This is a genomic window from Nonomuraea fastidiosa, assembly GCF_042751225.1.
GTDB lineage: Bacteria > Actinomycetota > Actinomycetes > Streptosporangiales > Streptosporangiaceae > Nonomuraea > Nonomuraea fastidiosa.
Map to the genome: position 1 here is coordinate 2,737,225 of NZ_CP170570.1, position 17,387 is coordinate 2,754,611.

The following is a 17,387-nucleotide window of genomic DNA, read 5'->3' on the forward strand; positions in this document are numbered from 1 at the left end:
ACATGCCTGTGCTGCCCAACGTATCGACATAGGTATCAACAATCACCTTTCCGTCTGGTCAGGGTCCGCGTCACCCGATGTCAGATGGAGCAGCATGCGGGTGTTGCCCAGGGTGTTCGGTTTGACGTGTTCGAGATCGAGAAACTCCGCCACACCCTCGTCGTACGAGGCCAGCAGTTCGGCGTACACCTCGGGTGAGACCGGCGTGCCCTGAATCTGGCGAAAGCCGAGCCGGGCGAAGAAGTCGACCTCAAAAGTCAGACAGAATACACGCCTCAGACCCAGATCCTTCGCCTGCTGTATGAGCGCCGAGACGATCCGACGGCCGACGCCCATGCCCCGGCACTCCGGATCCACGGCCACCGTCCGGACCTCGGCGAGGTCCTCCCAGAGCACGTGGAGCGCGCCGCAGCCGACGACCTGCCCGCCCCGTTCGGCCACCCAGAACTCCTGTACGTCCTCGTACAGGGTGACGGTGGCCTTCTTCAGGAGCCGCGGGCCCGCTCCCGCGTAGGTGTCCACAAGCCTCCTGATGGCCCGCACATCGGGTGTGCGGGCACGCCGGACCACCACCGCGGTCTCGGCTGCTGTCAGTTCGGCCACCTGCTCCATGGCCCTCCAGGGTACAGATGTCATTACGGCTCGGCCGTAACTCCCACGTCTCGCCCCATGCTGTAACAACTCGTGCTCATCCGAGCACGCGCTCCGAGCAGGCGTGCAGCCCATCCGAAGTTGCGCCAAATCCGGCATAAAACCGGTTCTGTACGGCCAGGCACGAGATCACCTTGTGACCCTTCGGTTGTGAAACCTCAACAGAGTCGGCAGTTCTGGTTGAGCACGAACCCGGAGTGCATTAGTGTCCAGCGACGATGTTCCCCGCGTGTCGCGCGCGGGCGACACGCCTAATCCTCCGCAGGGAGGAGCCGGGGAACCGCCGGTGGCGCCCCCAACGCCACCCGGGGTGAATCCGCACCACCGGTAGGGCTGCTCCGGCCCGAACCCGTCAGCTAACCCGGCAGGCGCCGATGGAAGGAGCTGGTTGGTGAAGCGTACGCGCGAGCGTGAGAGGACGACGGCGGGCAAGCACGCCCGCCCTCCGAAACGCGCCGCACGGCGGTCCCGCCTGCTCGGTGTAATAAGTGTCACACTCGCGGCGTTCATGGCCGCGACCCCCGTCGGCTCGGCATCCGCCGACCCCAAGCCCTCGCTTCAAGACCTGGCCAAGCAGGTCGAGAAGATGCACACCGAGATCGAGCAGCTGACCGAGCAGTACAACGGCCAGCGGGAGAAGCTCAAGAGCGCCAAGAGGGCCGCTGAGGCCGCGAAGAAGACCCTGGCCGCCAGTGAGGCCGATCTCGCCGCCAAGCGCGCCAAAGCGGCCGCCTTGGCCGAGAACGCCTACATCACCGGCGGGCTCAGCCGCATCCTGGCCTTCGCCACCTCCGACGACCCCGACACGTTCCTCGACCGCGCCGCCACCACGTACGTGCTGGAGCAGCAGCAGGGCGAGGCCGTCAACCAGGTCACCAGGGCCCGGCAGGCCGCGGAGCGCGCCAGGGCGAGCGCCAAGACCCGCATCGACGAGGTCCAGAAGCTGATCTCCGACCTCGGCGCCAAGCGCGACAAGATCACCAAGCTGGTCGCCAAGGTCGAGAGCAACCTCTTCCGCCGGGCGCTCGGCGAGGCGGGCCGGCCCGGCACCCGTGCCCAGCGCGTCGACCTGCCCATCCCGGGCAGCGGCAAGGCCGCCCAGGCCGCGAGGTGGGCGCTGACGCAGCAGCTCAAGCCGTACGTCTGGGGCGCCGACGGCCCCAACTCCTATGACTGCAGCGGCCTGGTCATGGCGGCCTACCAGCAGGTCGGCATCTCGCTGCCGCACTACACCGGCAGCCAGTGGACGGCCGGACGGCACATCGACCGCTCTGAGCTGCGGGCCGGCGACCTCGTGTTCTTCTACAGCGACCTGCACCACGTGGGCATCTACCTCGGCGGCGGCATGATGATCCACGCCCCGCGCACCGGCGACGTCGTCCGTATCGCCTCCATCGCGAACAGGCCCTACGCCGGCGCGGTCCGCATCGCCGACTGATCCGCCGCCAATGAGCGCCCGTCGCCCGGCCCTGACCGCCGGGCTTGATCGGCGCGGCTAGATCAGCTGGCGGCGGGCCGCCCAGGCCACGGCCTCGATCGCCGTGGCGACGCCGATGCGGTCGCAGATGACCCGCAGCCGCCGTCGTACGGTGCGGCCGCTGATGTCCAGCCGCCTGCCGACCCTGTCGACCGTGACCCCTTTGGCCAGCTCCGCCAGCAACGCGAGATCGGCGTGGCTGAGTTGAACATCCTCAGTGAGCACTTCCATCGGGAGCCCTCCCCCCAACAGCGCAGAACGTGGGCCTCTCGACCGGACCCAGGTTGCTCCTCGCAGACCGTAAACGCATCTCGGAAAGGTCGTCAAGCAATGACGTCTTCCATACTTGACCAGCACTATTGACATGATCCGAAATATGTGACGCCCTGACGATAAAGCGCTACAGATCGGTGTCTCCTGAGCGGTCTCGCGAGCCTCACCCCCTTCGGGAAACAACGGCTCAGGCGGCCGTCGATCTTCGGGAATCGATCCGTTCGATGGTGAATATCAGCGTGATCCGCACGCGCGTTACCGCGAGCCGAGCGCACGCGGACCGCTCTTCCGCATGTGCGGGGGACGGCTCGCCGAGCGCCGCCGCTCAATGACGCCGCGCCCCTGACCTCAGGGTGACGCTGAGTGAAAGATCCCCAGGTCAGCGACTCGAATCGGTCCTCCGCCCGGCCCACCCGGCCGCAGCGGGCTGCGCGTGCCGGTGAGCCTGCCCTCCACCCCGCGCATGCAGGAGCGGCTCAGGCAGCACAGCGAGACGCCGATCGAGGCGCCGCCCGAGTAGCGCGACCGCAGGGCGGAGCCGGCCTGCCCGCCGCCCGTCATGGTGATCAGCCGGTCGTCCGGCGCGCTCATGCGGCGGGACCAGCTGAAGCGAGGTGGCGGACCGCGGACTTGACCCGGTGCTTACAGACGATCAGTTGTCGGAAACCGGACGGGCCAGAATGGCGTTCGACGGCTACTACCGGGGACCGGCCGTGCACGCCCCGGAGGCGCGCTCCTGAGCGCTCCAACGCGCATTCCAGAGCGGCCCGGGCAGATTTCGGTCGAGAAGGCGCCGAGTGGGGGACGGCGGCCGCACCGTGCAAGGCGCGGAGCGGCCCCCGCCGTGAAAAGCGCGCAACGGCCGCGCCGTAAAAGCGGCCGCGCCGTAAAAGCGGCCGCGCCGTAAAAGCGGCCGCGCCGTAAAAGCGGCCGCGCCGTAAAAGCGGCCGCGCCGTAAAAGCGGCCGCGCCGTACAGCGCGGAACGGCCGCACCATAAAAGCGCGGGGCGGCGGCGCCGACGTGTGGCCGCGCCGCCGCCCCGCAGAATGCTCAGTGAGTGGGCTTGACCAGCGGGAACAGGATGGTCTCGCGGATGTTCTTGCCGGTGAACGCCATGATCATCCGGTCGATGCCCGCGCCCATGCCACCGGTCGGCGGCATCGCGTACTCGAGCGCCTGCAGGAAGTCCTCGTCGAGCTGCATGGCCTCGGGGTCGCCGCCGGCGGCCAGCAGCGACTGCTCGACCAGGCGGCGCCGCTGCTCGATCGGGTCGATCAGCTCGGAGTAGGCGGTGCCCAGCTCGGTGCCGAACCCGATGAGGTCCCACTTCTCCGTCAGCAGCGGGTTGTCGCGGTGCTGGCGGGTCAGCGGCGAGGTCTCCAGCGGGTAGTCCATGACGAACGTCGGCTGCACCAGCGTGTGCTCGACCAGCGCCTCGAACAGCTCCTGCACGAGCTTGCCCGGACCCCACTTCGGATCCCAGTGGACCTCGCGGCGGTCGGCGATCTTGCGCAGCTCCTCAAGGGAGGTGGAGGTGGTGATCTCCTCGCCCACGGCCTCCGACACCGCACCGTACAGGGTGATGCGCGGCCACTCCTTGAGGCCGAGGTCGATCTCGACGCCGTCGTGCACGACCACCGTGGTGCCCAGCGCGGCCACGACGGCCTTCTGGTACATGCGCTGGGTCAGGTCGGCCATGTCGTTGTAGTCGAGGTAGGTGCCGTACGCCTCGAGCATCGTGAACTCGGGGTTGTGCGTCGAGTCGGCGCCCTCGTTGCGGAAGTTGCGGTTGATCTCGAAGACCTTCTCGATGCCGCCCACCACAAGACGCTTGAGATAGAGCTCGATCGCGATGCGAAGGTAGAGCTCCATGTTGTAGGCGTTGATGTGGGTCTTGAACGGCCGGGCCGCCGCGCCGCCGTGGATCGGCTGCAGCATCGGCGTCTCGACCTCGAGGTAGCCCTCCTCGTGCCAGAAGTCGCGCACCGCGCGCACAGTGGCGCTGCGGATGCGCGCCATCTTCCTGGCCTCGTCGTTGACGATGAGATCGACGTAACGCTGGCGGACCCGCGCCTCGGGGTCGGTGAGGCCGATGTGCTTCTCCGGCAGCGGGCGCAGGCACTTGGCGGTGATCTGCCAGGAGTCGGCGAGGATGGACAGCTCGCCTCTGCGCGAGGTGATGACCTCACCGATCACGCCGACGTGGTCGCCCAGGTCGACGTCGCGCTTCCACTTGGCCAGCGACTCCTCGCCCACCTTGTCGAGCGAGATCATGACCTGCAGATCGCCGCTGCCGTCGCGCAGGGTGGCGAAGCAGAGCTTGCCTCCCACGCGGCTGAGCATGACGCGCCCCGCGACCGCGACCTTGTCACCGGTCGAGGTGTCGGGCTCCAGGCCCTGGTATTTCTCCCTGACCTCGGCGTTGGTCGCCGTACGTGGGAAGTTCACCGGGTAAGGGTCGACGCCCTCGCTGCGAAGGCGGTCGAGCTTCTCCCTCCGGATGCGCATCTGCTCGGGAAGTTCGTCGCTCACACCATCAAAGGGTAGGGGATATGGCGAACTGAAAGGCTCGTCGGCCTGATGTAGATCCTCTGCAAGTGCTGGTCGGCGCACTGTAGATCCTCTGCAAGAGCCCTGCTTTACATCTTTCTTACGAGCTCAGGGGGGAGCCGGTAGGGAATCGGCCCAAGGGGAGCTCAAGGAGAGAAGATGTTCAAGAAGATCGCCACAGGGCTCCTGGCCGCGGCTGCGACGACCACGCTGGCCCTGTCACTTCCCACCGCCGCCCAGGCGTCCTCGTTCGGCCCTCGCGACAGCGTCGAGTCGTTCAGCACCTACTCGAGCAACAGGCTGGCCAAGGCCGAGGGCACCATCCGGGTCAACTGGGACGGCCGGCGCGACAACACGGCCGTCGTCCGGGGCCGCCTGTACGACCGCGACGCCCGCAGCTACCGCCGGGGCGGCAAGTGCGCGTGGGTGACCTTCCAGGCCCGCGAGTTCCGCGGCGGCTGGGACACGGTCTACACCGACAAGTACTGCGGCTACCCGAACTCCAAGCTCATCCGCTTCCGCGTCTTCGACGTCTCGGGCGTGCGGGTGAAGGTCTGCCAGGCGGGCCCCGAGCGCCGCGCGTGGCCGACGCGGTGCGGCAACTGGGACTACATCTTCAGCGCCAGGGGCTGACATCAACCGGCAAGCGAGCGGCCCTCCGCACTCGGCGGAGGGCCGCTTTTCCTTGCGTACGCGCTCAGCCGGCGTTCCTGTGGTAGATCAGCCGCAGCCCGATGAGGGTCAGCCACGGCTCGTGCACGTCGATCGAGCGCGACTCGCCCACCACGAGCGCCGCGTGGCCGCCGGTGGCCACCACGGTGACGTCGTCGGGGTCGTCGGCGAGCTCGGCGGCCATGCGCTCGACGATGCCGTCCACCTGGCCGGCGAAGCCGTAGATGATGCCGGCCTGCAGCGCCTCCACCGTGTTCTTGGCGATGACCGAGCGCGGCCTGACCAGCTCGACCTTGTGGAGCTGCGCCCCGGCCGCCGCCAGGGCGTCGACGGAGATCTCGATGCCGGGCGCGGTGACCGCGCCGACGTACTCGCCCTTGGCGGAGACCGCGTCGAACGAGGTGGCGGTGCCGAAGTCGACGATGATGCAGGGGCCGCCGTACTGGTCGATGGCGGCCAGCGCGTTCACGATGCGGTCGCTGCCGACCTCTTTGGGGTTGTCCATGCGTACGGGCACCCCGGTGCGGATGCCCGGCTCCACGATCACCGCGGTCACGTCGCCGTAGTAGCGGCGGCACATCTCGCGCATCTCGTTCAGCACGCTCGGCACGGTGGAACAGATGGCGATGCCGTCGACGTCGGCCCCTTTCAGCAGCGGCGACTGGGCCAGCAAACCTTGGAGTACGACCGCGATCTCGTCGGCGGTGCGCCGGGCGTCGGTGGCGAGCCGCCAATGCTCGATGACGTCCTCGCCCTCGAACAACCCCAACACCGTGTGCGTGTTGCCGACGTCGATCGTGAGCAGCATCAATTACCCCCGCAGATCAAGTGCGATGTCCAGGGCCGGCGCTGAGTGCGTTAGCGCGCCCACCGCAAGGTAGTCGACGCCAGTGTCCGCCACATCACGGGCCGATTCCAAGGTCAATCCCCCGCTCGCTTCAAGAGCAACCCTATTTTTCGCCCGATTTTTCACGACTTGTACGGCACGCGCCGTGTCCTCGACCGTGAAGTTGTCGAGCAGGATCAGCTCGGCCCCCTCGTCGAGCACCGGTTCGAGCTGGTCGAGCCGGTCGATCTCCACCTCGATCGGCAGGTCCGGATACCGCTCCCTGACCGCCCTGAACGCCTCGGCCACGCCTCCTGCCGCCACCACGTGGTTGTCCTTGATCAGCGCCGCGTCCGACAGCGACATCCGGTGGTTGACGCCGCCGCCGCAGCGCACCGCGTACTTCTCCAGCGCCCGCACCCCCGGCAGCGTCTTGCGGCTGTCGCGCACCCGGGCGCCCGTGCCGCGGATCGCCTCGACCCAGCGGGCGGTCAGCGTGGCCACGCCGGACAGGTGGGTGAGCAGGTTGAGCGCGGTGCGCTCGGCCGTCAGCAGCCCGCGTACGGGACCCTCCAGCGTCATCAGCACGTCGCCCGCCTTGACCCGCTCGCCGTCCTTGGCCGCCCGCTCGGCCCGTACCGCGCCCAGCCGGACGAACACCGCCTCGGCCACCGCGAGCCCCGCGACCACGCCGTCCTTGCGCGCCACCACGTCGGCCACCGCCCGCCGGCCGGCCGGGATCGTGGCCAGGCTCGTCACGTCGCCGGCCTCCTGCAGGTCCTCGTCGAGCGCGCGGCCGATCAGCGCGTCCACCTCGGCCGGGTCCAGCCCGGCCGCCGTCAGCTCCTGCGCCAGGCGCGCCGGCATCGCGTCCCCATGCGGCGTGTACGTCATGCGAAGCCCCTCCTCGGTCAGGGTCACGTCCAGGTGGCCCAGCCACTCGTTGTCGTCGCGCACCTCGTGGTCCTCGCGCCAGTGCGAGCCGCGCGTCTCCAGCCTGGCCGCCGCCGCGCCGGTGAGCACGGTGGCCACCGTGAGCAGATTCGTGGCCTCCCACGACTCGGTGCACGGCGGCACCGCGACCGGCGTCCAGCGGGCGTCGCGCAGCGCCCGCGCGGTCTGCAGCAGCGAGTCGCGGCTGCGCAGCACGCCCGCGCCGTTGCTCATGTGGGCCTGGATCCGCGGCCTGACCCGCGGGTCCACCAGGCCCTCGTGGCCGGTGCCCGGCACCGGGTCGCCGGGCGACGGGCGCGAGGCGTGGATGTCCTCGGCGATGCGCTCGGCGAAGACCAGCCCTTCGAGCAGCGAGTTGGAGGCCAGCCGGTTCGCGCCGTGCACGCCCGTGCAGGCGACCTCGCCGCAGGCGTACAGGCCCTCGATGGAGGTACGGCCGCGCAGGTCCGTACGGACGCCGCCGCTCGCGTAGTGCGCGGCGGGCGCGACCGGGATGGGCTCGCTCGCCGGGTCGATGCCGTGCTCGCGGCAGACCGCGTAGATGGTGGGGAAGCGCGACTCCCAGGTCTCGCGGCCGAGGTGGCGGCCGTCGAGGTAGACGTGCTCGCGCCCGCTCTCGCGCATCTTGCGCATGATGGCCTTGGCCACGACGTCGCGCGGCGCGAGGTCGGCCAGCTCGTGCACGCCCGTCATGAACCGTTCGCCCTCGTGGTCGATGAGGTACGCGCCCTCGCCCCTGACCGCCTCGGAGATCAGCGGCTGCTGCCCGGTCGAGCCCTCGCCCAGCCACAGCACCGTGGGGTGGAACTGCACGAACTCGATGTCGCGCACCACGGCGCCGGCCCGCAGCGCGAGCGCCACGCCGTCGCCGGTGGAGACGACCGGGTTGGTGGTGACCGCGTAGACCTGGCCCATGCCGCCGGTGGCCAGCACCACCGCCCTGGCGTGCACCGCGCCCACGCCGTCGCGCGCGCCCTCGCCCATGACGTGCAGGGTCACTCCCCTGGCCCGACCCTGGGCGTCCTTGAGCAGGTCGAGCACCAGGGCGTGCTCGATCACCTCGATCGAGGCCGCGCGCACCGCCTCGACGAGGGCCCGCTGCACCTCGGCGCCCGTGGCGTCGCCGCCCGCGTGCACGATCCTGCGCCGCCGGTGCCCGCCCTCCCTGGTGAGCTGGAGCTCGCCTTCGGGGGTGCGGTCGAAGCGGGCGCCGCGCTCCATCAGCCGCCGCAGCGCTCCCGGGCCCTCGGTGACGAGCGTGCGCACCGCCCGTACGTCGCACAGCCCCACACCGGCGACCAGCGTGTCGTTCAGGTGCTCATCGGGGGTGTCACGCGGATCGAGCACGGCCGCGATGCCGCCCTGCGCCCAGCGGGTCGAGCCGGACGACAGCTGGTCCTTGGTGACGACCAGAACCTTGGCCTCCGGCTCCAGCTCGGCGTAGTGCAGGGCCACGGTCAGGCCCGCGATGCCGGAGCCCACGACGACCACGTCCGCGTCCACGGTCCAGCCGGGGCTGGGCGCGGTCAGACGCAGGGGAATCGCCGGTGCACTCATGGGGGTCTCCTCACTGAGGCGATTTCGTCACTATGACGATAACGCCTGGCTCGGCGTGGCCATGCCCCGGGGTGCGCAGGCGGGCGCGGCACTTCTCAGGTGGGCAGGCGGGCGGCGCGGAAGGCAGGCGCGGCGCTCCCCAGACGGACAGACGGGCGGGCGGAAGGCAGGCGCGGCGCTCCCCAGACGGGCAGGCGGGCGGCGCGGAAGGCGGGCGCGGCGCGCTCCGGTGGCGGGCTGCGTGGCCCTCGCGCCGCGCCCGTGTTCAGCGGCCGTCGTTTCGGTCAGGCGGGAGTGGTGGTTCGCGGGTTGAGGGTGAGCGTGACGTTGTCGATGAGCCGGGTGGTGCCGACCCTGGCGGCCACCGCGAGCACGGCCAGGCCCTCGTAGTCGTCGCCGACCTCGACGAACGTGGCCGGATCGACCAGCGCGAGGTAATCGACGTCGAGCGCGGGCCCGGCCTCGTCGAGCACCTTGCGCGCCTCGGCGCGGATCTCGGCGGGGGTGAGCCGGGCGGCACCGGCCCGCAGCGCCCGCGACAGCGTCAGCGCCACCTGCCGGTCCTCGTCGGACAGGTAGCGGTTGCGGCTGGACATGGCCAGGCCGTCGGGCTCGCGTACGGTGGGGGCGCCGAGGATCTCGATCGGCAGGTCGAGGTCGGCGACCATGCGCCGGATGAGCGCGAGCTGCTGGGCGTCCTTCTGCCCGAAGACCGCGAGGTCGGGCTGCACGAGGTTGAACAGCTTGAGCACGACCGTGAGCACGCCGTCGAAGTGGCCGGGACGCGCGGCGCCCTCGACGATGCGGCCCATCTCGCCGGCGGAGACGCTGACCTGGCGGTCGGGGGCGTACATCTCCTCGGCGGAGGGGTGGAAGACGACGTCGACGCCCTCGGCCCGGCACACGTCCAGATCGGCATCAAATGTACGGGGATAACGCGAAAAATCCTCGTTAGGGCCGAACTGTAGAGGATTGACGAAAATGCTGACCACGACCTGATCGGCGCGCACCCGGGCCAGCCTGATCAGCGACCTGTGCCCCTCGTGGAGCGCGCCCATGGTGGGCACCAGCGCCACCGTGCCACTACGCCGTGCCTTGACCAGCTCTTCCCGGTTTCTGGCGACGATCAGCTCCATAAGTGCCCTCCGAACGCTACGGTCAGGTCCATATATTGCCCCCGAGCGCGTCGAGCAGCCGCTCCGCCTCCTCCGGCTTGAGCAGCCCCGCGGCCAGCGCCCTGTCCGCGGTGAGCCTGGCCAGCGCGATGTAGGCGTCCGCCGCCTCGGGCGCGGCCAGGATGAGCGCGTCGACATGTTTGCGTACGGTGCCGGCGTCGCCGCGGACGACCGGACCCGTCAGCCCCGCGATGCCGAGCCGCAGCACGTTGTCGAGCGCGGCACCGAGCAGCGGCCCCAGCATCCTGCCGGGGTGCTCGACCCCGATGCGGCGCAGCAGGTCGGACGACTCGGCGATGAGCGTGACCATGTGGTTGGCGGCCCCGGCCAGGGCCGCGTGGTAGAGCGGGCGGTCGCTGTCGGCGATCCAGACCGGCTCGCCGCCCATCTCGATCACCAGCGCCTCGGCGACGGGACGCAGTACGTCGGGCGCGGTGACACCGTAGGAGATGCCGGTGAGCTTGTTGAGGTCGTCGTCGCGGCCGGTGAACGTCATCACCGGGTGCAGCGCCAGCGGCAGCGCGCCCGCTTCGGCCGCCGGGTCGAGCACCGACAGCCCGTACGCGCCGCTGGTGTGGACGAGCATCTTGCCCCGCAGGTCGGCGCCCGTGCTGGCCAGCCCGCCGACCAGGTCGGGCAGCGCGTCGTCGGGCACCGTCAGCAGGACGAGCTGGGCGGCCGCCACCACCTCGTCGGGCCTGGACGGCGAGACGCCGAGCCGCTCGGCGGCCCACCGCTGGGAACGGTCGGAAACGCCGCTGGCGGCCACCACCCGATGGCCTGCCTGCGCGAGCGCCGCGCCGAGGGCGGAACCCACCTTGCCGGCGCCCAGCACGCCGACGGCCAGCCGTGCCGGGCGGTCCCCTGCGTCCATGACGTCTCACCCCTGACCAACGTGATGGCACTGCCGACCAGCGTAACCGTCTCGCGGAGCGGCGAGTGTGACCGGTGTTTTGCCGCGCGTTGAGTTAACGACAAAAGGGGCAAGGGCAGACAAAACGGTGCACCCCCTGTCGGAAGAGATGAGGAGAGGGGCCATCGCAATGGCAGCGGGCGCCGAGTCCTTCAGGACCCGACGCCCGCGACTGTGTATGACCCCTTGGGAGTGCGCCGGCGGGTCGACCGCCGACTGATCCGCCGGGATAAGGACCGGGCCGGCCTACACCGGCCCGGGCTCATCCATGTCGCTCAGTGGTGGCTGGGCGCGTAGGCGTTGGCGCCGCCCTTGCAGCCCGCACTCGCGAAGCCGATGACGGCGATCGCGTTGCCGCAGACGTTGATGGGGGCGACGATCGGGACGTGGAGCTGGTTGCCGGAGATAACGCCGCCGGTGCCGTTGGTGATGTCGGCGTGCGCCGGGGCGGCCAGCGAGAGCATGGCGACGGCTCCGGTTGCGACCAAGATCTTCTTCAGCACGAGGGCTCCTCTCTTTCGCGGCGTCATACCGCGGGTGCTGGTTCGGCGAGTGAAAGGCCACACCACTTGGGGGTTGGCGCAGCGCAATCACTCAGTGACAACAGGTAAACGCTACCGCAACTTCGCAACGTCTCGTAGTCATTCGATGACAGTGCGTCTCCAATGTAAGTCATGAGATAGTCCAGACATGTGGCTCACCTGGCGCGCCGCGACCGAGCGCGCGCTGTACGGCGAGGAGGGCTTCTACCTCCGCGAACGCCCCTCAGGCCATTTCCGCACCTCGGTCAGCGCGTCCGCGGCCTTCGCCGAGGCGGTGCTCACGCTGCTCGCGGAAGTGGACGCCGAGCTGGGCAAGCCCGACGTGCTCGACCTGGTCGACATCGGGGCGGGTGAGGGCGTGCTGGTGACCCGCGTGCTCGAACGCGCCGAGCCTGGGCTGCGCGACCGGCTGCGGGTCACGGCCGTGGACCTGTCGCCGCGGCCCGACGACCTGCCCGAGGAGATCGTCTGGTCCAGGAGCCTGCCGGACGCCGTCACCGGGCTGGCCATCGCCAACGAGTGGCTCGACAACGTACCGCTCGACGTGGTCGAGCAGACCTCGCGAGGGCCGCGGGTGGTGATGGTGAACGTCTCCACGGGCGAGGAGCGCCTGGGCGACCCGCCGCATCCCGCCGACCGCGAGTGGCTCGACCGGTGGTGGCCGCTGACCCGGGTGGGCACGCGGGCCGAGATCGGCAGGCCGCGCGACGAGGCGTGGGCCTCCGTCCTCGTACGCCTCACCAGGGGCAGGGCGATCGCCATCGATTATGCACATCCTGTGGATAACCGTCCACCTTGTGGAACGCTGACCGGATACCGGGACGGGTCGGTCGTGACCCCCGTACCCGACGGGAGCTGCGACATCACCGCACACGTAGCACTCGACGCGTGCGCCGAGGCCGGGCGGCGGGCCGGCGCGATATCCACAACCTTGTCCACACAGCGCGAGGCGCTGCGCGAGCTGGGGCTGACCGGCGCGCGCCCGCCCCTTGAGCTGGCCCGCACCGACCCGCGCGGCTACCTCCGCGCCCTGGCACGCGCCTCCGAAGAGGGCGAGCTGCTGGAGGCGACCGGCCTCGGCGGCTTCGGCTGGCTCAGCCAGACCAAGTGAACCCGCCCTTTTCGAGGCGCAAATGACCGCTTCGCCCGCCACGCGTCGCTCGCTCGCTGCCCGCTGCCCACCGGTGCCGCACGCGCCGCCCGCCGCGCACGCCTGGCGAGGCGCCCCCCGTGTGAGCCGCGCCTGAGCCCGGTGGCCATCCAGGCGACGGTCGGGTGACCGACCGACACTGGGGTGGCCGACGGCTGGGCCGGCAGGCGCACGGGACAGGAGGCGGCCCGGCCGGCAGGCGCATGGGCCGGCAGGGGTGCGGGGTGGCGGAGGGGCGGGCGGCTGAAGCGGGGTGCTCAGGCGGGGATGGCGGTGAGTTGGAGTGCGCGCAGGCCGCGGATGACGTACCCGGGCTTCCACTCGGGCTCTTCACGCAGCTCCAGCTCGGCCGTGCGGTCGAGCAGCGCGCCGAACGACTCGGCCAGCTCGATCCTGGCCAGCGGCGCGCCCAGGCAGAAGTGGATGCCGGCCCCGAACGAGATGTGCGGGTTGTCGGCGCGCCCCACATCGAGCCGGTCAGGGTCGTCGAACACCTCGGGGTCGCGGTTGGCCGAGCCGAACAGCAGGGCCACCTCGGAGCCGCGCGGGATGCGTACGCCGTGCACCTCGATGTCCTCGAGCACCCACCGCTCGAACATCTGCAACGGCGTGTCCCACCGCAGCAGCTCCTCGACGGCGGTGGGCAGCAGCGAGCGATCGGCCCGCAGCCTGGCCAGCTCGCCGGGGTTGCGGAACAGCGACCACCAGCCGTTGCCCGTGACGTTCACGGTGGCCTCGTGACCGGCGTTGAGCAGCAGCACGCAGGTGCCGACCAGCTCGTCCTCGGTCAGCTCGTCGATCTGGGTGAGCGCGCTGATGAGGTCGTCGCCGGGAGCGGCGCGGCGCTCGGCGGCCAGGGCCTTGAGGTAGTCGGCGAACTCCGACGCCGCGCGTACGGCGGTGTGCTGGGCCTCCAGGGTGGGGTTGAGCTCGTACATGCCGCAGATGTCGGCCGACCAGGGGCGCAGCAGGTGGCGGTCGCTCTCGGGGATGCCGAGCATCTCCGCGATGACGGTGACCGGCAGCGGCTCGGCGACCTCGGCGATGAGGTCGCCGCCGCCCTTCTCCACGTACGCGTCCACCAGCTCACGCGCGATGGATCTGACGCGGGGCCGCAGCGACTCGACCATGCGCGGCGTGAACGCCTTGGAGACCAACCGGCGCAGCCTCGTGTGCACCGGCGGTTCCACGTCGAGCATGCCCGCCCTGATCACGCGCCAGAACGGCTCCTGGAACTCCGGCTCCGGCGGCCTGCCGAACTCCTCGTGGGTCGCCACGTGCAGGTACGAGCGGCCCAGCCGGCGGTCTCTGAGCAGCGCGTTCACGTCGGCGTGCCGCGCGATGAGCCACTGATTGGTCGGCTCGAAGTACGTCACGGGCGACTCGCGCCGCAACTCGTCGTAGACCCCGTAGGGGTGCGCTACGAAATCCGGATTCCAAGGATCAAAGCCCACTATTTCATCTTAGGAGTGACCTGCTCCTTCTTCGCGTGCCTGCTCCGTACCCGGATGTTGAGCAGCTCCACCACGACAGAGAACGCCATCGCGAAGTAGATGTAACCCTTCGGGATGTGCTGGTCGAGACCCTCGGCGACGAGCATCACGCCGATGAGCACCAGGAACGCCAGCGCCAGCATCTTGATCGTGGGGTGGCTGTCGACGAACCGGCTGATCGGCCCGGACGCGAAGAGCATCACGGCCACCGCCACGATGACGGCCGCGATCATCACGCCCAGCTCGTCGACCATGCCGACCGCAGTGATCACCGAGTCGAGCGAGAAGACGATGTCCAGCACCATGATCTGCAGGATCACGGAGGCGAACGAGGTGGCCGCGACCTTCTTGCCGCCCTCCTCCTCGTGCGGTGCCTCCATGTTGTGGTGGATCTCGGTGACGCTCTTGCCGAGCAGGAACAGGCCACCGAGCAGCAGGATCAGGTCGCGTCCGGAGATCTCATGGCCGAAGACGGCGAACAGCGGATCGGTGAGCCGCACCACCCACGACAGGCCGAGCAGCAGGAGCAACCGGCTCACCAGGGCCGCGCCGAGGCCGAGCACCCGGGCGCGGTCGCGCCGCTCGGGCGGCAGCTTCCCGGCGAGGATGGAGATGAAGATGATGTTGTCGATCCCCAGCACGATCTCCAGGGCGACCAGGGTTAAGAAGCCGATCCAGATCTGCGGGTCGGCCACCCAGTCGAGCATCGGGTACCTCCATGACTCGGGAGCTGTCGGATATCCGGTAGCAACGAGTCGGAGGTCACATAAGTTCGCCCTTGCGATTTCTGCCGGGCCGTCGGTTATAGTTCAGCCCGTAGGTCATGAGCGCCAGCGTCAAGCCCCGGCTAGCTGGCCGGCAACCCTCGCGTCCGCGGCGGGGTGCCCCGGGTGAAGACCTGGTCCGTCACGAGGTGTGGCGGGCAAGCGCGGGCTCCGTGGCTGCTTCCAGGGGCCCGATGGTCCCCAAGGAGGTTTGCCGTGTCCACTCTGACGATCTTCAACTCCGGCCGCGCCGCCACCGCTGAGGAGAGCTCCGCCACCGCCACGCAGCAGCGCCGGCCGATCCCCGCCGTCCTGGGCGCCGACCTCGAGGTGCCGGTCAAGGGCGGCCGCCTGGTCGGATACGCCAACCTCGACTACGCCGCCAGCGCCCCCTGTCTCGAGCCGGTCAGCGCCGCCGTCACCGCCGCGCTTCCGGCTTACTCCAGCGTCCACCGCGGCGCGGGCTACGCATCGCAGCTCACCACCGCCCGCTACGAGCAGGCCCGCCACACCGTACGCGCCTTCGTCGGCGCCCGCCCCGACGACGCGGTGATCTTCACCCGCAACACCACCGACGCCACGAACCTGCTGGCCGGCTGCCTGCCCGAGGGCTGCACCACGGTCGTCTTCGACACCGAGCACCACGCCTCGCTCCTGCCCTGGCCGAACGCCGTCCGGCTGGCGCCGCCCGCCTTCCCCGGCGAGGCGGTCCGCGCCGCCGACGAGACGCTGGCCGCCATCGACGGGCCCAAGCTGCTCGTCGTCACCGCCGCATCCAACGTCACCGGCGAGCTGTGGCCCATCGCGGCCCTGGCCCACATCGCGCACCGGCACGGCGCGCGGATCTTCGTGGACGCGGCGCAGTACGTACCGCACAGGAAGCTCAACCTCACCGCGCTCGACCTCGACTACATCGCCTTCTCAGGCCACAAGCTGTACGCGCCGTTCGGCGCGGGCGCGCTGGTCGGGCGGCGGGACTGGCTGGCCGCTGGCGAGCCGTACCTGAAGGGCGGCGGCGCGGTGCGCTCGGTCGGCGAGAGCGTCGAGTGGCACGACGACCCCGAGCCGCGCCACGAGGCCGGCACCCCCAACGTGCTGGGCGCCATCGCGCTGGCCGCGGCCTGCGACGCGCTGACCGCGACCGGCTGGACGGAGCTGGTCCGCGAGGAGGAGCGGCTGCTCGCCCGGCTGCGCGCCGGGCTGGCCTCGATCGACGGGGTGCGCGAGCTGTCGCTGTGGGGCCCCGACCACCCCCGGGTCGGCATCGTGTCGTTCACCGTGGACGGCTACTCGGCGCGGGAGGTGGCCGAGGTGCTGTCCGGCGAGTACGGCATCGGGGTGCGCGACGGGAAGTTCTGCGCGCACCCGTTCGTCCGCCACCTGCTGGGCGCCTCCGACGGGGGCTGCGAGGACGGCACCGCCTCCGCCGTACGGGCCTCGATCGGCATCGGCACCACGCAGGAGCACGTGGACCGGCTCGTGTCGGCCCTGCGCGACCTGGTCTCCCGCTGACCGTGCGCCCGGGTTCTCGGGCGCTCATTCCGGACGTGAGCCCGCAGACGCGCAGACCGGAAGCGCGGCTCGGCGGCCACCGGGTCAGCGGGTCGCCGGGTCGGTAGTTCGCCGGGTCAGGCGGTTCGGCAGGTCGCCGGGTCGCCGGGTCGCCGGGTCGGCAGGTCGGCAGGTCGGCGGTTCGGCGAGTCAGCGGTTCGGCGGCTTGCGGTGCTGGGGCGGCTCGTCGGCGACCAGGGAGTCGATCTCCCGCATGTCGTCGTCGCTGAGCCGGCTCGCCCGGTCCTGCCGGGACCCACCAGGCTCGTGGTGGGGCGCCGTCTGCTGCCGAGGCACCTCCGGCTGCTCGGTGGTGGCGGACCTGGCGGGCGTGGTCGGCCCGCCCGCGCCATAGCCCGCAGAGGTGGCGCCGCTCCGGCCCGTCTGCTGGGACGCCAAGTCCTCGTCCGCGCGTTCGTGCCGCTTGCGCCACATGCGGCCGAAGATGCCGTCGATGCCGATGCGCCCGCCGCCCAGCGCGACGAACAACAGGCAGAGCGCGGCGAGCGCCCCCGCGAGCTCCCAGCCGCCTTCGTCCACGAAGAGGCCCTTGCCCGAGTGCGCGAAGACGACCGCGCCGATCATGTTGATCAGCAGCAGCAGCGCCACCGGCCGGACCAACGCCCCGAGGATGAGCAGCACCCCACCGATGAGCTCGACGACCATGGCGTAGCCCGCGGCAAGCTCGGGCATCGGGATGCCCATCTCGCCGAATCCCGCCGCGATCGCGGCGTGCCCGCCCTGCCACTTCTGCCATCCGTGCGCGACGAAGATCACGCCGGTCACGATGCGCGCGATCAGGGCCGCGATATCGAAGAGAACTCTCTTCATGGTCCTT

At 70.4% G+C, this 17,387-nt stretch carries 16 protein-coding genes and 2 riboswitches; of the genes, 4 read left to right on the forward strand and 12 right to left on the reverse strand.

Annotated elements, in window-relative coordinates; translation table 11 throughout:
* Positions 1 to 42: 42 nt before the first annotated feature.
* Complete coding sequence (locus tag ACFMQL_RS12360) at positions 43 to 612, reverse strand: amino-acid N-acetyltransferase (protein WP_378785732.1); 570 nt, start codon at positions 610 to 612, stop codon at positions 43 to 45.
* A 277-nt stretch (positions 613 to 889) separates the two neighbouring features.
* Positions 890 to 1,037: riboswitch (cyclic di-AMP (ydaO/yuaA leader) on the forward strand.
* A gap of 122 nt (positions 1,038 to 1,159) precedes the next feature.
* On the opposite strand from ACFMQL_RS12360, the gene ACFMQL_RS12365 reads away from it, so the two are divergent.
* On the forward strand, positions 1,160 to 2,089 hold the full coding sequence (locus ACFMQL_RS12365; RefSeq protein WP_364063984.1) for a C40 family peptidase: 930 nt from the start codon (positions 1,160 to 1,162) through the stop codon (positions 2,087 to 2,089).
* 57 nt (positions 2,090 to 2,146) lie between these two features.
* On the opposite strand, the gene ACFMQL_RS12370 is transcribed toward ACFMQL_RS12365, so the two are convergent.
* The 3 genes from ACFMQL_RS12370 to lysX all read right to left on the reverse strand — a co-directional run bounded on the left by ACFMQL_RS12370 (position 2,147) and on the right by lysX (position 4,934).
* The gene (locus ACFMQL_RS12370; RefSeq protein WP_364063986.1) at positions 2,147 to 2,359 is read right to left on the reverse strand and encodes a LuxR C-terminal-related transcriptional regulator; all 213 of its coding nucleotides are present in this window, start codon (positions 2,357 to 2,359) and stop codon (positions 2,147 to 2,149) included.
* Between the two features lie 390 nt (positions 2,360 to 2,749).
* Entirely contained in the window at positions 2,750 to 2,992 is a 243-nt protein-coding gene (locus tag ACFMQL_RS12375) for a hypothetical protein (RefSeq protein ID WP_378785733.1), read from the reverse strand.
* 460 nt (positions 2,993 to 3,452) lie between these two features.
* A complete protein-coding gene (lysX, locus tag ACFMQL_RS12380) occupies positions 3,453 to 4,934 on the reverse strand; it encodes a bifunctional lysylphosphatidylglycerol synthetase/lysine--tRNA ligase LysX (protein WP_364063992.1) in 1,482 nt (493 codons plus the stop codon).
* Positions 4,935 to 5,111: 177 nt separating this feature from the next.
* Between lysX and ACFMQL_RS12385 the strand changes: the two genes are divergently transcribed.
* Positions 5,112 to 5,585, forward strand: coding sequence for a hypothetical protein (locus ACFMQL_RS12385; protein ID WP_378785734.1), 474 nt, complete (start codon positions 5,112 to 5,114; stop codon positions 5,583 to 5,585).
* A gap of 64 nt (positions 5,586 to 5,649) precedes the next feature.
* Here ACFMQL_RS12385 and ACFMQL_RS12390 read toward each other — a convergent pair whose 3' ends face one another.
* The 5 genes from ACFMQL_RS12390 to ACFMQL_RS12410 form a co-directional block, all read right to left on the reverse strand.
* Positions 5,650 to 6,432 carry a type III pantothenate kinase gene (locus ACFMQL_RS12390; protein ID WP_364063997.1) on the reverse strand — a complete coding sequence of 261 codons (783 nt, stop codon included), beginning with the start codon at positions 6,430 to 6,432 and terminating at the stop codon, positions 5,650 to 5,652.
* A 3-nt stretch (positions 6,433 to 6,435) separates the two neighbouring features.
* Positions 6,436 to 8,961, reverse strand: a complete 2,526-nt coding sequence (locus ACFMQL_RS12395) for an L-aspartate oxidase (RefSeq protein ID WP_378785735.1) — start codon at positions 8,959 to 8,961, stop codon at positions 6,436 to 6,438.
* A gap of 284 nt (positions 8,962 to 9,245) precedes the next feature.
* Positions 9,246 to 10,097 carry a pantoate--beta-alanine ligase gene (gene panC, locus ACFMQL_RS12400; protein ID WP_364064001.1) on the reverse strand — a complete coding sequence of 284 codons (852 nt, stop codon included), beginning with the start codon at positions 10,095 to 10,097 and terminating at the stop codon, positions 9,246 to 9,248.
* A 22-nt stretch (positions 10,098 to 10,119) separates the two neighbouring features.
* Complete coding sequence (locus tag ACFMQL_RS12405; RefSeq protein WP_364064004.1) at positions 10,120 to 11,010, reverse strand: DUF2520 domain-containing protein; 891 nt, start codon at positions 11,008 to 11,010, stop codon at positions 10,120 to 10,122.
* 314 nt (positions 11,011 to 11,324) lie between these two features.
* Positions 11,325 to 11,552 carry a chaplin family protein gene (locus tag ACFMQL_RS12410; RefSeq protein WP_364064006.1) on the reverse strand — a complete coding sequence of 76 codons (228 nt, stop codon included), beginning with the start codon at positions 11,550 to 11,552 and terminating at the stop codon, positions 11,325 to 11,327.
* A gap of 187 nt (positions 11,553 to 11,739) precedes the next feature.
* On the opposite strand from ACFMQL_RS12410, the gene ACFMQL_RS12415 reads away from it, so the two are divergent.
* Complete coding sequence (locus ACFMQL_RS12415) at positions 11,740 to 12,702, forward strand: SAM-dependent methyltransferase (protein ID WP_364064009.1); 963 nt, start codon at positions 11,740 to 11,742, stop codon at positions 12,700 to 12,702.
* Between the two features lie 296 nt (positions 12,703 to 12,998).
* Here ACFMQL_RS12415 and ACFMQL_RS12420 read toward each other — a convergent pair whose 3' ends face one another.
* Entirely contained in the window at positions 12,999 to 14,195 is a 1,197-nt protein-coding gene (locus ACFMQL_RS12420; RefSeq protein WP_378785736.1) for a cytochrome P450, read from the reverse strand.
* Positions 14,195 to 14,941, reverse strand: a complete 747-nt coding sequence (locus ACFMQL_RS12425) for a TerC family protein (RefSeq protein WP_364064014.1) — start codon at positions 14,939 to 14,941, stop codon at positions 14,195 to 14,197. Before ACFMQL_RS12425 ends, ACFMQL_RS12420 begins: the two co-directional genes overlap by 1 nt.
* Before the next feature lie 112 nt (positions 14,942 to 15,053).
* A riboswitch (SAM riboswitch) is annotated at positions 15,054 to 15,169 on the forward strand.
* Between the two features lie 45 nt (positions 15,170 to 15,214).
* Between ACFMQL_RS12425 and ACFMQL_RS12430 the strand changes: the two genes are divergently transcribed.
* On the forward strand, positions 15,215 to 16,510 hold the full coding sequence (locus tag ACFMQL_RS12430; RefSeq protein ID WP_378785737.1) for an aminotransferase class V-fold PLP-dependent enzyme: 1,296 nt from the start codon (positions 15,215 to 15,217) through the stop codon (positions 16,508 to 16,510).
* 189 nt (positions 16,511 to 16,699) lie between these two features.
* Here ACFMQL_RS12430 and ACFMQL_RS12435 read toward each other — a convergent pair whose 3' ends face one another.
* Positions 16,700 to 17,380: a DoxX family protein gene (locus ACFMQL_RS12435; RefSeq protein WP_364064017.1), complete on the reverse strand. Its 681-nt coding sequence runs from the start codon at positions 17,378 to 17,380 to the stop codon at positions 16,700 to 16,702.
* Between the last annotated feature and the right edge of the window lie 7 nt (positions 17,381 to 17,387).